Source organism: Rufibacter sp. XAAS-G3-1, assembly GCF_013623775.1.
Taxonomy (GTDB): Bacteria; Bacteroidota; Bacteroidia; order Cytophagales; family Hymenobacteraceae; genus Nibribacter.
This window is the reverse complement of the sequence record NZ_JABFAM010000008.1, coordinates 23467-38125: the sequence shown is the minus strand read 5'-3', so window position 1 is coordinate 38125 and position 14659 is coordinate 23467. Positions and strand designations below refer to the sequence as shown.

At 45.3% G+C, this 14659-nt stretch carries 6 protein-coding genes and 1 CRISPR repeat array; of the genes, 3 read left to right on the top strand and 3 right to left on the bottom strand.

Features of this window, described 5'->3' with window-relative positions; translation table 11 throughout:
* Positions 1-4: 4 nt before the first annotated feature.
* From cas4 to HHO50_RS10510, 3 genes are all read left to right on the top strand, one after another.
* Complete coding sequence (gene cas4 / locus HHO50_RS10520) at positions 5-577, top strand: CRISPR-associated protein Cas4 (protein WP_181305982.1); 573 nt, start codon at positions 5-7, stop codon at positions 575-577.
* A 196-nt stretch (positions 578-773) separates the two neighbouring features.
* A CRISPR array of direct repeats spans positions 774-10271; the repeat unit is 37 nt; unit sequence CTTCCAGTAGCTTTTCCAGAAGAACAAGGATTGAAAC.
* Between the two features lie 277 nt (positions 10272-10548).
* The gene (locus HHO50_RS10515) at positions 10549-10842 is read left to right on the top strand and encodes a type II toxin-antitoxin system HigB family toxin (RefSeq protein WP_181305981.1); all 294 of its coding nucleotides are present in this window, start codon (positions 10549-10551) and stop codon (positions 10840-10842) included.
* A gap of 78 nt (positions 10843-10920) precedes the next feature.
* The gene (locus HHO50_RS10510; protein ID WP_181305980.1) at positions 10921-11274 is read left to right on the top strand and encodes a type II toxin-antitoxin system HigA family antitoxin; all 354 of its coding nucleotides are present in this window, start codon (positions 10921-10923) and stop codon (positions 11272-11274) included.
* 878 nt (positions 11275-12152) lie between these two features.
* Here HHO50_RS10510 and HHO50_RS10505 read toward each other — a convergent pair.
* The 3 genes from HHO50_RS10505 to HHO50_RS10495 all read right to left on the bottom strand — a co-directional run bounded on the left by HHO50_RS10505 (position 12153) and on the right by HHO50_RS10495 (position 14499).
* Positions 12153-12989, bottom strand: coding sequence for a TIGR03915 family putative DNA repair protein (locus tag HHO50_RS10505; protein WP_181305979.1), 837 nt, complete (start codon positions 12987-12989; stop codon positions 12153-12155).
* A gap of 17 nt (positions 12990-13006) precedes the next feature.
* The gene (locus HHO50_RS10500) at positions 13007-13153 is read right to left on the bottom strand and encodes a hypothetical protein (RefSeq protein ID WP_181305978.1); all 147 of its coding nucleotides are present in this window, start codon (positions 13151-13153) and stop codon (positions 13007-13009) included.
* Positions 13154-13233: 80 nt separating this feature from the next.
* Positions 13234-14499: a putative DNA modification/repair radical SAM protein gene (locus HHO50_RS10495; protein WP_181305977.1), complete on the bottom strand. Its 1266-nt coding sequence runs from the start codon at positions 14497-14499 to the stop codon at positions 13234-13236.
* Between the last annotated feature and the right edge of the window lie 160 nt (positions 14500-14659).

Sequence of the window (14659 nt, the reverse complement as noted above, 5' to 3'; positions counted from 1 at the left end):
CATTATGAGCCTGACTCCTTCTCATATCATTGAATTTCTGTACTGCCCCCGGTTCACCTACTTTGAGTATGTGCTGGGTATTCCGCAGTACGAGACGAAGAACTACAAAGTCATGCGGGGCCGCGAGGTACACGACCTGAAGTTGGAGCGCAACAAAGATTACCTGCGCAAAAAGATTGGCGTACAGGAGAAATTTGCAGACCAATACCTGACCAACGATCTGCTCCGCGGTCGCGTTGATGAAGTGCTTTTATTGCAAGACGACACCATGGCTCCGCTGGATTATAAGTTTGCCCAGTACAAAGACAAAGTATACGAGACGTACCGCACGCAACTCTACTGCTATGCTTGGCTCATAGAAAAGAATTTCGGAAAAGAGGTAAACCGCGGGTACTTGGTATACACCAGGAGCCAGAATAAACTAATAGAAGTACCCATCACTATTACAGACAAACAGGAGGTGGAGCATTGCGCCAACCAGATATACACGATTATTGACCAAAACTATTTCCCCAAGGCTACCAAGTGTCGCAAAAGGTGTTTAGATTGCACATACCGGAATATCTGCATCAAATAGATCCTTTCCGGATACAGATTTATTTTTGGCAACCCAAAAACAAGGTGTAACTTATTGATTATCAAAAAGAAATTTATTCGGAAAAACCGTATAAAGGTATGAAATTATGCTCCTTGACATATTGTAAAACAGGAAATTGGGCTTTAACAAATAACAGATATCTAACTGAAAATCAACCGTTACCGAATAACCACGACTTCCAGTAGCTTTTCCAGAAGAACAAGGATTGAAACCGGCTCAAGCTTATTGGCTGAAGAAAGCCTGAACATCTTCCAGTAGCTTTTCCAGAAGAACAAGGATTGAAACTCCGGTAAATGATATGATACCCCCCTGAAGGTGTACCTTCCAGTAGCTTTTCCAGAAGAACAAGGATTGAAACAAAAAGGCGCACGCTGCCTACGTGGAGCGAGCCAAAGCTTCCAGTAGCTTTTCCAGAAGAACAAGGATTGAAACACGGCAGAACCCCCGATAAACGGCCTGTGTGACACTCTTCCAGTAGCTTTTCCAGAAGAACAAGGATTGAAACCTTCCTCTTCCGGCCAATCAATATCAACGCCCCAATCTTCCAGTAGCTTTTCCAGAAGAACAAGGATTGAAACTGAACTTGTAATGCCGGTGCACGGTACTCGACTTCACTTCCAGTAGCTTTTCCAGAAGAACAAGGATTGAAACATGTGTACACGTCTGGCAACGCCACGGCGCAGAACCCTTCCAGTAGCTTTTCCAGAAGAACAAGGATTGAAACCATGACCTGTACCATGCCCACGGCGTAGATGCTGAGCTTCCAGTAGCTTTTCCAGAAGAACAAGGATTGAAACACCCAACCTGATAAACCGTTGCCCGTTTTCCTGCACAACTTCCAGTAGCTTTTCCAGAAGAACAAGGATTGAAACCGGGATACTTCTTATTTCCTTATTACGGGTGAGACTACCTTCCAGTAGCTTTTCCAGAAGAACAAGGATTGAAACCCGCCAATGAAACTAAGTATCTTCGCCCCGGCCTCCTTCCAGTAGCTTTTCCAGAAGAACAAGGATTGAAACTGCCTTGCCCGTCTTACAGGCGAATGGGCTACCGTTCTTCCAGTAGCTTTTCCAGAAGAACAAGGATTGAAACTCCTGATAGGGAACACCGGCAAAGATGCCGAAACCCTTCCAGTAGCTTTTCCAGAAGAACAAGGATTGAAACCAGGCATCTATTTGTTTCTTGCTACCTAGCCGGGCTCTTCCAGTAGCTTTTCCAGAAGAACAAGGATTGAAACATCATGGTCAGGCTTTCTTGCGCCAAAGCCTGTGACTTCCAGTAGCTTTTCCAGAAGAACAAGGATTGAAACACTTATTTTCTTAATGTTGTCAAAGCTAAACCCAGGGGCTTCCAGTAGCTTTTCCAGAAGAACAAGGATTGAAACTGGCCGGTATAAAGACCTGTCACCATCCCGTAAAGCTTCCAGTAGCTTTTCCAGAAGAACAAGGATTGAAACCCAGGCTTATTTCCAAAGAACAGGGCAAATCACTTTCTTCCAGTAGCTTTTCCAGAAGAACAAGGATTGAAACCCTGCTTTTGTCAGGGACAAAATATCTGTTCCGGTTCTTCCAGTAGCTTTTCCAGAAGAACAAGGATTGAAACTTATCAGCGCAAAGTACACGCGTAAGAATAAAATCTCTTCCAGTAGCTTTTCCAGAAGAACAAGGATTGAAACTCTTTATCATTCTCTGGGTTGAAGTCTATTTTTGTGACTTCCAGTAGCTTTTCCAGAAGAACAAGGATTGAAACAATTGGTGGCTACTTTTAGAAGTGTTTCAAATTCTTCTTCCAGTAGCTTTTCCAGAAGAACAAGGATTGAAACGGCAGTCAAAGCGCAAAGAGCCGTACAGATAGTACTCTTCCAGTAGCTTTTCCAGAAGAACAAGGATTGAAACTCAAAACCTTCTTAAAAGCCTTCTTTTTGGCGGCTTCTTCCAGTAGCTTTTCCAGAAGAACAAGGATTGAAACTCCATGTTGGCAACAAGCTCTTCAATCGGGCTGGAACTTCCAGTAGCTTTTCCAGAAGAACAAGGATTGAAACATTGACATTATACAATACCCCTCACGTATTCCAAAACTTCCAGTAGCTTTTCCAGAAGAACAAGGATTGAAACTAAGCTTTATGTAGTTCATACCCGCGCCCAACTATTCTTCCAGTAGCTTTTCCAGAAGAACAAGGATTGAAACGATAGCCTACCCTTAGAGTGCCGGGGTTGTCGAAATCTTCCAGTAGCTTTTCCAGAAGAACAAGGATTGAAACACTAATGTTTCTATGAGCAGATACGTGCAGAACTTCTTCCAGTAGCTTTTCCAGAAGAACAAGGATTGAAACAAGAGGCAGAAAAGGGGGAGGAAGCATTTCTAAAATTTCTTCCAGTAGCTTTTCCAGAAGAACAAGGATTGAAACCCTAGCCCCGGTAGACTGGGGATTGCGGGTGTTTGACTTCCAGTAGCTTTTCCAGAAGAACAAGGATTGAAACCATGGAATGCCTCCACAAGCGGGAATATCACCTCATCTTCCAGTAGCTTTTCCAGAAGAACAAGGATTGAAACCAGGGTTGTGCCGCCCGAAAAATCAAAGGTAATAGATCTTCCAGTAGCTTTTCCAGAAGAACAAGGATTGAAACTTAAAAGAAGATCTTGATTGGAAGCTAATAGAAGCGCTTCCAGTAGCTTTTCCAGAAGAACAAGGATTGAAACTCGAAATTAGGGAGTTCCCCAGGCAAGGCTACCGTTCTTCCAGTAGCTTTTCCAGAAGAACAAGGATTGAAACCTAAAAACAGCACAATGAAAACCGCAGAATTTCTAACTTCCAGTAGCTTTTCCAGAAGAACAAGGATTGAAACTCCCGCCAAGACTACCGCCCGGTAAACTTGCTATACTTCCAGTAGCTTTTCCAGAAGAACAAGGATTGAAACCCGCAGAGGCTAGTTTGGGTTCGTTCTACTTTGATACTTCCAGTAGCTTTTCCAGAAGAACAAGGATTGAAACAATTCAGGTACGTAAGTAACTTCAGCCGTTTCTTCACTTCCAGTAGCTTTTCCAGAAGAACAAGGATTGAAACGCAGTCACGCATACAGGCCCTGGCGTAAGCAGTATTCTTCCAGTAGCTTTTCCAGAAGAACAAGGATTGAAACGCGGCCTCAGTAGGTTTCACCCCACCCCTGGTCAGCTTCCAGTAGCTTTTCCAGAAGAACAAGGATTGAAACCCGGCATCACGCCCTCGTTCGGCATAAGCAGCGCGTCTTCCAGTAGCTTTTCCAGAAGAACAAGGATTGAAACTACCACTTCTACGGAGCCGCAAACTCACGGCCCAACGCCTTCCAGTAGCTTTTCCAGAAGAACAAGGATTGAAACGATAGATTGAAGCGGTCTATGCCATGCGTCGCGCAAAACTTCCAGTAGCTTTTCCAGAAGAACAAGGATTGAAACATTCCAAATTGATAATTCGTTCATCAACAAGTTGCTCTTCCAGTAGCTTTTCCAGAAGAACAAGGATTGAAACCTGTGTTGTTTTCCATGTGTAAAATATTGGTGAATACTTCCAGTAGCTTTTCCAGAAGAACAAGGATTGAAACGATCCACCAACCGTTCCTGAAACAACATCAATACCACTTCCAGTAGCTTTTCCAGAAGAACAAGGATTGAAACATTTTCAGTGCCCATGGCTAGATGTTCTTATAGGTGCTTCCAGTAGCTTTTCCAGAAGAACAAGGATTGAAACCATCCGTTTTTCATTTGGATCATGGCGGGTACAAAGCTTCCAGTAGCTTTTCCAGAAGAACAAGGATTGAAACCTTTCTGTTCCATAGGTTTTCTCATTTTCCAGCTCTCTTCCAGTAGCTTTTCCAGAAGAACAAGGATTGAAACTTTGCTTTCCCGCTATAACCATATCACCTGGAACCGCCTTCCAGTAGCTTTTCCAGAAGAACAAGGATTGAAACGGATACCAGCCTCTTTCCAATGAACATAGGTTTCTGTACTTCCAGTAGCTTTTCCAGAAGAACAAGGATTGAAACCTGATTTCTTCTTTTCGCATGAACGCAATAACCTTGTCTTCCAGTAGCTTTTCCAGAAGAACAAGGATTGAAACTCGGATTTGATGAGCTGACCCACTTCAGCAAAAAGCTTCCAGTAGCTTTTCCAGAAGAACAAGGATTGAAACTGAAAACCATCTATTTACGTAACGAAAATTACGATTCTTCCAGTAGCTTTTCCAGAAGAACAAGGATTGAAACCTACATCTTCCGGAATACCTGGCTTCACCTTGAAGCCTTCCAGTAGCTTTTCCAGAAGAACAAGGATTGAAACCAGCGTATTATATAAGTAATACATCGAAAATAGTACTTCCAGTAGCTTTTCCAGAAGAACAAGGATTGAAACCCAACTCCAATCGGGCCAGTTATCAGAACAGAAACGCCCTTCCAGTAGCTTTTCCAGAAGAACAAGGATTGAAACTTGACTTTGATGTCATAGTTCTTAGGATGCCCCCAACTTCCAGTAGCTTTTCCAGAAGAACAAGGATTGAAACAAAAAGAGAATCTTGATTGTATCAATATCTAAAAAACTTCCAGTAGCTTTTCCAGAAGAACAAGGATTGAAACCCTCATAGGTGCGGAACTTAGTCGCAGCAAAAGGCACTTCCAGTAGCTTTTCCAGAAGAACAAGGATTGAAACTGCTTTCCATGCGGTGAAGAGGTAGAGCAAAGCCGCCTTCCAGTAGCTTTTCCAGAAGAACAAGGATTGAAACGTTATCTTCCTAGCAAATGAAAGAAGGCTTTCCCCTCTTCCAGTAGCTTTTCCAGAAGAACAAGGATTGAAACGCCCTGAAACCTTTCAATTCCTGGGAGAAGAGAAACTTCCAGTAGCTTTTCCAGAAGAACAAGGATTGAAACGCACCCGCATACACTCATCAAACCCTGCTTTGATATCTTCCAGTAGCTTTTCCAGAAGAACAAGGATTGAAACCTTATTCCCAAGTCCTGCAAATACTCAGAAACCGATTCTTCCAGTAGCTTTTCCAGAAGAACAAGGATTGAAACAGGGTTGCGTTCCATGCCTGTTGGGCGCCCTGAACCTCTTCCAGTAGCTTTTCCAGAAGAACAAGGATTGAAACGTTATTATCGATGTGGATATTTTGAATGTGTTCACAACTTCCAGTAGCTTTTCCAGAAGAACAAGGATTGAAACCCGTCCAGGGAAAGGATCTGCTTGGTGTTGTCCAGGCTTCCAGTAGCTTTTCCAGAAGAACAAGGATTGAAACAAACATCGAAAGAACAGCGAGCAAGTCACTTAAAACCTTCCAGTAGCTTTTCCAGAAGAACAAGGATTGAAACCGCTGAATTGAAATCAATTCCTTCACGCAGTCGGTCTTCCAGTAGCTTTTCCAGAAGAACAAGGATTGAAACTTCTTTCCAGAAACCTGTTCAACATCTGACGCTTAATCTTCCAGTAGCTTTTCCAGAAGAACAAGGATTGAAACCCATTTCGCGCAACTTTGTCTGGTCTGCATGAGCGTAACTTCCAGTAGCTTTTCCAGAAGAACAAGGATTGAAACAGTTGCTCCTCAGCAGAGCTTATACGTTCAGAAGAACTTCCAGTAGCTTTTCCAGAAGAACAAGGATTGAAACCAAACCTTTGCTGGTTGCCAGCCACAAACAAACGCCGCTTCCAGTAGCTTTTCCAGAAGAACAAGGATTGAAACCGCCAACGCTCTTGAAATCCAGAAAATCGACAAAGCTTCCAGTAGCTTTTCCAGAAGAACAAGGATTGAAACATCATTGATAAGTTTGTCCATTGGCAGCAGCTCCGCCTTCCAGTAGCTTTTCCAGAAGAACAAGGATTGAAACTCAAAACCAAAGGCGGCGTTTCTGGCCACGTTGTAACTTCCAGTAGCTTTTCCAGAAGAACAAGGATTGAAACAATTCAGCTTTGTATCTGATTTGCGCACATACTAACACTTCCAGTAGCTTTTCCAGAAGAACAAGGATTGAAACAATTTAAATAATGATTAAGTTTATTTCCCACACTGCCGCTTCCAGTAGCTTTTCCAGAAGAACAAGGATTGAAACGCGTTCAGCGGCATTTTTGCCAGTTTCGCCAACGTCCTTCCAGTAGCTTTTCCAGAAGAACAAGGATTGAAACGAAACTTACTGGTGTCTTTCATGGTGCCCCCTAAGCCTTCCAGTAGCTTTTCCAGAAGAACAAGGATTGAAACGAAACTTACTGGTGTCTTTCATGGTGCCCCCTAAGCCTTCCAGTAGCTTTTCCAGAAGAACAAGGATTGAAACGAAGTGTTTCAAATTCTTCTCTTGTACAAAATTCTACTCTTCCAGTAGCTTTTCCAGAAGAACAAGGATTGAAACATCTTCGTAACAAAGATATGTATTCATTTACATACAACTTCCAGTAGCTTTTCCAGAAGAACAAGGATTGAAACACAACAGAGTAATAGAGTTCACCGATTTAGGTTTATTAAACTTCCAGTAGCTTTTCCAGAAGAACAAGGATTGAAACAGCTACTTCGCGAGAAAATCACTCTTTGGCAGGGGACTTCCAGTAGCTTTTCCAGAAGAACAAGGATTGAAACAGTACGAGGGGAAGGAATTTACCGTGACAAGAAACGCTTCCAGTAGCTTTTCCAGAAGAACAAGGATTGAAACAAATACCCCTTAGTTCCGCTTCGCTCATATCTCCGCCTTCCAGTAGCTTTTCCAGAAGAACAAGGATTGAAACTGAAGTCTTCGGCCAAGTCAATCTTACCGGAGATTCTTCCAGTAGCTTTTCCAGAAGAACAAGGATTGAAACCCCTGTACTTGAAATCCTTTGTCTTTGCTTGGTAGAACTTCCAGTAGCTTTTCCAGAAGAACAAGGATTGAAACTTTTTCTTCTCTTCCAGCACTTCTTCCAGAAAAGGCCTTCCAGTAGCTTTTCCAGAAGAACAAGGATTGAAACATGAAAAAAGGGTTCTCTATCGCTAGAGAACCCTTCTTCCAGTAGCTTTTCCAGAAGAACAAGGATTGAAACTAATGCTTCACTTTGTGCCCGAAAATGAGGCGTAGGCTTCCAGTAGCTTTTCCAGAAGAACAAGGATTGAAACCTTCTAAGTAATTCATTGATTTCTTTCTGCATTTGCCTTCCAGTAGCTTTTCCAGAAGAACAAGGATTGAAACTGATGATAGCTCTGATATTGGTTTCATCAATAAAACTTCCAGTAGCTTTTCCAGAAGAACAAGGATTGAAACTCCACCTTGCCGCTGATGTCCACATTGGCAAGGCTACTTCCAGTAGCTTTTCCAGAAGAACAAGGATTGAAACAGATAACTGTAATTATGCAACTACCTAGCAAATTCGCTTCCAGTAGCTTTTCCAGAAGAACAAGGATTGAAACTGGAATTCAGACATAGGCTCTGATGATGGGGAATTTCTTCCAGTAGCTTTTCCAGAAGAACAAGGATTGAAACCATCAATGTTTTCAAGTTTGGTGAGTTCTTCCCTTAAGGTCTTCCAGTAGCTTTTCCAGAAGAACAAGGATTGAAACATGTCTGAGAAAGAATAGAGGCTAATGTTGTCATGGACTTCCAGTAGCTTTTCCAGAAGAACAAGGATTGAAACGTAAAGAACGTCGGCGCGGCGGCGGTGTCTTCCTTGCTTCCAGTAGCTTTTCCAGAAGAACAAGGATTGAAACAACCCTAGGGCAGCCTGATGCTGGTACGCAGGGCCATCTTCCAGTAGCTTTTCCAGAAGAACAAGGATTGAAACAAAAGAAATAAAAATATGGCATCATTACTTAGAGGGACCTTCCAGTAGCTTTTCCAGAAGAACAAGGATTGAAACCCAGATGGTATCAGGCGAACAGCAAACTGACTTCTTTCTTCCAGTAGCTTTTCCAGAAGAACAAGGATTGAAACTGCCCACGCAGACCAGAGCAAGTTGCGCGCAATGGTCTTCCAGTAGCTTTTCCAGAAGAACAAGGATTGAAACTAACCTGGAGAGGGAGGCAGAGCAGGCCCGTAGCTTCATCTTCCAGTAGCTTTTCCAGAAGAACAAGGATTGAAACGAGATAAGCCTAAGCCTAACACCACAATGTTCGTGAAATACTTCCAGTAGCTTTTCCAGAAGAACAAGGATTGAAACTGGAGCAGAATATGAAAAAGTGTGAGCGTTGTGGAGGCTTCCAGTAGCTTTTCCAGAAGAACAAGGATTGAAACGAAACTGATGCTGCTCCAGGCGTATGCGCACCAGCGCTTCCAGTAGCTTTTCCAGAAGAACAAGGATTGAAACACAATGGGAAGGTGGAATACCAAAAAGGGACGGTGCTTCCAGTAGCTTTTCCAGAAGAACAAGGATTGAAACTTTTCTGGATAGCCCGGCGCACATGGAAGATATTGCCTTCCAGTAGCTTTTCCAGAAGAACAAGGATTGAAACGCGAGTTTGTTGATCACCTTTCCAGCTCTCTCCATCTTCCAGTAGCTTTTCCAGAAGAACAAGGATTGAAACTAAGTCTTTTTCACCGATCAAAAATGAAGTCTTTTTTGACCTTCCAGTAGCTTTTCCAGAAGAACAAGGATTGAAACTCTAAGCTTGCCCTATCCACTTTCTAGGGTCCATCGCTTCCAGTAGCTTTTCCAGAAGAACAAGGATTGAAACGCTATAAGAGCCTATAACCTTGATTCTATAATAGCAACTTCCAGTAGCTTTTCCAGAAGAACAAGGATTGAAACGTGTTACTTCCAGCACTCTTCTGGTGTGCTTTGTTCTTCCAGTAGCTTTTCCAGAAGAACAAGGATTGAAACTTTCAGTCAGCGCCTTCATGGCAATGGTGAGTTGTTCTTCCAGTAGCTTTTCCAGAAGAACAAGGATTGAAACTGCTCTCAACTACGCTCCTATGAAATTTGGAAAAGACTTCCAGTAGCTTTTCCAGAAGAACAAGGATTGAAACGTCTTGCGAACTCCATGGAAAGCTTCTGCTCAAACTCTTCCAGTAGCTTTTCCAGAAGAACAAGGATTGAAACTATAAAAAAAGACCATTGGAACCCCGCCGTGGGCTACTTCCAGTAGCTTTTCCAGAAGAACAAGGATTGAAACAACAAGTTCCTTATTATGATCCAGAAGCGAACCGAGGTCTTCCAGTAGCTTTTCCAGAAGAACAAGGATTGAAACTCGTCCTGGGCCTCCTTCTCCTGGGCGAAGGGGAACTTCCAGTAGCTTTTCCAGAAGAACAAGGATTGAAACCTGTCCTGGCTGTGTTTGGCGACATGAAACCGTTATCTTCCAGTAGCTTTTCCAGAAGAACAAGGATTGAAACAACCTTTGCGGCTGCTGGCAAGAAACAAGCGCCGCACTTCCAGTAGCTTTTCCAGAAGAACAAGGATTGAAACTCTCCTTTTGCAACTCCACCAGAGAGATACCTAAGCTTCCAGTAGCTTTTCCAGAAGAACAAGGATTGAAACATCTTACGCAGATGGAAGAACTGGACATAGAAGAGAACTTCCAGTAGCTTTTCCAGAAGAACAAGGATTGAAACCCTCTTTGTCGCGCTCTTTGGTGATGCGCATACAGTCTTCCAGTAGCTTTTCCAGAAGAACAAGGATTGAAACTGCCGGTGACACCCAGAAAAAGGAAATCATAAGCCGCTTCCAGTAGCTTTTCCAGAAGAACAAGGATTGAAACGGATCAAGATGATTTGCTTTCCCAAATCCTGAAGCTTTTGGTAAGCATCCGCCAACTGTCGTTGGGCCGCATCGAGGCGGATCTCAATCGTGCACACCTTTGATAAATTCTCCATATAACACAGTAATGCAGAAGGGGTTGAATGTCGCAGTTTTGGGGATAGACTTCTTTAGGGCAAATAAGAGTTGGCGAAATAGAAACTTTTCACCCTGTTATGGTTGGCGAACCGTCAACTATCTGTTATCTTTGCCGTACAATAATTCAAACGGTAACAGAGATGAACGTACTTAGCTTCCCCACCATCAAGGCTTACTTTGAGAAACACGCCGCATCAAAAGCATACCTTCTGGATTGGTACTATACAACCAAGAACTCCAACTGGAACAATATGAACGATCTGCGGAATTATTTCCCAAGTGCCGAGATGGTCGTAGACAACAAGGTTGTCTTTAATATCAAGGCTAATGACTTCAGGCTCGTTGCGATAGTGTTATTCAGGCCGAAAAGAGTTCAGGTCTTGTGGATCGGAACCCATGCCGAGTATGATAAAGTAAAAGTCCAAGACCTCTGATAGAAGGTCTTACATAAAGGGAGGGGCTTGTCACCCTCCTGGTTTGAAGTTGTTTGTTGTCTGTCTGCCCTCGCTGTTATGAAGAATTTAAAAGTTATCCACTCTGAGGAAGAGTACCAAGACGCACTTAAAAGGGTGCGTGAGTTAGGTGATCCAGATGAAGGAACACCGGAGTACGATGAAGCGGAACTCCTTACCCTGCTGCTTGTGAAGTATGAGGCAGAGAACTATCCATCGGAAGCCCTTGACCCTATCGAGTACCTGAAGATAAGAATGGAGGTACTGGGCTTAAGCCAGAATGACCTCGTACCATTTTTAGGGGACAAAGGGACTGTCTCAAAGGTGCTCAACCGGTCACGGCCCCTGAGCCTCCAGCATATCCGATCCCTGCATAAGGGTCTAGGCTTTCCGGCAGAGGTACTGCTGGCCTAAAGCAAAACAAAAAAGGCCCCACCGGATTGGTAGGGCTTTTTGTTTGCTTATCCAGAAGAACAAGGATTGCAATGCGGAGACGCGCACGTAGATTGCTACTGGAGTCATCATTCCTGCAACTATATCCAGAAGAACAAGGATTGAAACGTCATAGAAAGATAGAGGCGGCAAGACACTATTCAACGGCAACTGGGAAGCCGCAGGTGCCTCCCGCCAGTGAAGCGCTCTATCTCTAAAAAGGAATCCTATACCTGTTACCCTCACTCACCTATAAGAATGACACCCCAGAATAATACCCCTATCCGGCTGGTGGTTCCCGGCGAGTCCGGAGACTCGCTTCATCCCATGTCACGAGACTGGAGTCTCGCGCCAGTTTACTTTCTAAAGCCTGCTTCCGCGATGCCGCCTGCTCCAAAGACCTCATAGCGTCTTTAGACCTGCGGGCGTCTACGCCAATGCCGTTTCTGGCCTGTTTTCCGCAAAATAGCCCCAAAACGCATCAGCAAAACCGGGGGTGAGGTCTCTTTCTGCGGAAGGCCAGATCAACTTACCGTAAGTGTAGCGCTAGCGTAGATGTGATTGGCATGATGCTGCACACGTATCATTCTTAAAGGAGAATGGGAGTAAGGCTACTCAAGCCTGATTAAACCTGGTTCGGTTCAGGAGGAAGACCAAGTGTTACTCCCAACGCATAGAGATGGTGGAGGTGTCACCCAAGTTCCTCTACCGCACAAGCCCACACAAAAACCACTGCTGCACTTAGAGCTTGTTTACCAATACCAGACGTTGAAAGCAAGAGGCGTAATCTCTTTGGCAAACTCCTCAAGAAATCCAGTTTCTAACCTATTTTCTAAAGAACAGCCCTAAAACATTATATCTCACGAAGTCAACCGCGGCCTTCCGGTAGGCACCTGTTTGTTCTGGATGGGCTGGTGCGCCTGTGTCCTTGGCTTTTTCTCCGTGAGGTATTTCCAGTAGCGCTTGGGCATGTGCCGGAGGTGCAGTTTCTTATTCTTCCGTTCCGGGATGTTCACGTGGTCAAAATAGGCCTGCCACAGTTGCTGGTACATGGGTTCTACCGACGTCAGAATATCCGGCGAGAGTTGCCCTTTCCGTAGATCTAACGGAGTTTCTTCCAGCGAGACGATGCTCACCTGCTCCAAATCATAATAGGCCCCGTACTGGCGGCGTACATCGTAAATAAGCCAGGTTTGGTCGGCGTAGCGTTTCTCAAAGTGTTCCACCACCAGCGGAAGCACGTTGAAGTCTGGGCTGATGGGTGCCACAAACAAGCCGTCCTGCGTGCGCTGAAACCGGATGAACGCCTCCATGCGGTGCTTTTCCCGGTGCATCTGCTTGCCTACCACGGCCATTTTCTGCACGTACGTCTCCGCGAAGTTCTCCTCTATGCCTTCTTTGGGACTGGAGAAAACCAGGCGCACGAACTGGAAGATGAGCATCTCAAAACCGGGCTGCTCCCAGAGGTACGCTTTGTACACGTTTTCCCAGGCAGCTCTGGACAGTTTCTTCCCTAAACCTTTCCACACGCGTTTGGCTTTGTCTTCCTGCGTGGGTACAAAATGGTGCGTCGCGAAAATACCGGGCGGGGCCTCTCCTTCTTTGCCAATCTGGGTGGGCCATTCTTTGCGCTCATACGCCTCAAACACCACCGTCAGGAGGCCTTCAAAGGAACCGTCATAGGTATAGAAATGCATGTGCGCGGTGATGTTAATTAAGAGGCCACACGAATGGTGCTGCGTCTGCCACCGTTGTTTTCATGCCGCTGGGCCGAAAGCTGGCGCAGATAAGGCACCAAAGTACTGAGTTTGCAACGGAAAGAAACAGGGGCTACGGTCTGGCGATTGGCTAAAGTTGGCATATTGGGTAGGTTTTGATGTGGTTTTACAAAAACAATGCTTTTTCTCTTATAGGGCGGAAGCGGTGCTGCTGGGTTCTGGCTTAGCTTGCCTGCTGGAACAAATCCAGTTGGCTGCCCCACAGGCTGGCCCGGCCCCCCTTCTCCCCGAAAATGATTCTTCTCCGGATGGCTTGTTCGTCCCATTCTCTCGTCTCCAAACTGCGCCCGCCGCAGGTGATAAAATACTTGGCCCGTTTCAGCACCACCCCAATCTGGCGCAGGTGCTCCCACGTGAGGTGAGAAAAGCGGCGGGCCGCCACTATCTTCTTCGCTGATTTGATGCCCACGCCCGGCACCCGCAAAATCATCTCATAATCGGCGGTGTTGATCTCCAGCGGAAACACGTGCCGGTTGCGCAGCGCCCAAGCCAGCTTGGGGTCAATCTGTAGGTCTAACTGAGGGTTCTGCTCATCCAGTAGTTCATTCACCCCGAAGCCGTAGAGCCGCACCAGCCAATCGGCCTGGTACAGCCGGTTTTCCCGGATGATGGGTGGTGTACTGATGAGGGGCAAACGGCTGTCCGTCACTACCGGCACGTAACCCGAATAGTACACGCGTTTGAGTTGGTAGTTCTGGTACAGGCCATCGGCGAGGGTCAGAATCTGGCGGTCACTCTCGGCGGTAGCCCCTACAATCAATTGGGTGCTTTGTCCGGCGGGCGCGAAGGAAGGCGTAGATTTGAACAGCTTCTTTTCTTCTTTCACCAGCACCAGTTGGTCTTTGATGTGGCCCATGGGCGTAAGCACTTCCTTGAAATTTTTCTCAGGAGCCAGGGCTTTCAGGCTTTCCTCTGTAGGCAACTCAATGTTCACGCTCAGTCTATCGGCGTACAAGCCGGCCTCTTTCACCAGTTCCTCGCTGGCGCCCGGAATGGTTTTCAGGTGGATGTAACCGTTGAACTTGTGCTCCAGCCGCAGTTTCTTGGCTACCCGTACCAGGCGCTCCATGGTGTAATCAGCGTTCTTGAAAATGCCGGAGCTCAGGAAAAGCCCTTCAATGTAGTTGCGGCGGTAGAAATTGATGGTCAAATCCACCACTTCCTGCACCGTGAAAGCCGCCCGTTTTACGTCATTGCTTTTGCGCGACACGCAGTAGGCGCAGTCAAAAATGCAGAAGTTGGTGAGCAATATCTTTAGCAAAGACACGCACCGGCCGTCTTCGGTATAGCTGTGACAGATCCCCATGCCCTCGGCGTTGCCCAACCCTTTCCCCTCGTTCTTGCGTTTGCCGCCGCTGGAAGAGCAGGAAACGTCATATTTCGCAGAATCTGCCAAAATACTTAGTTTTTCTAGAATCGGAGTGTGCATGTGCTATGCGTTTTAAGTCCCTGAATACGTTAGCAAGATACAGTACGTGCTGCTAATAAACTAATGATTTTAGCCACAACTTATCAACAGGGGTGTTGATAAACTAATTACAATAGCATTAACTAGCTCCATGTTGTTCTAAGTGGAATTTGCCGTATTT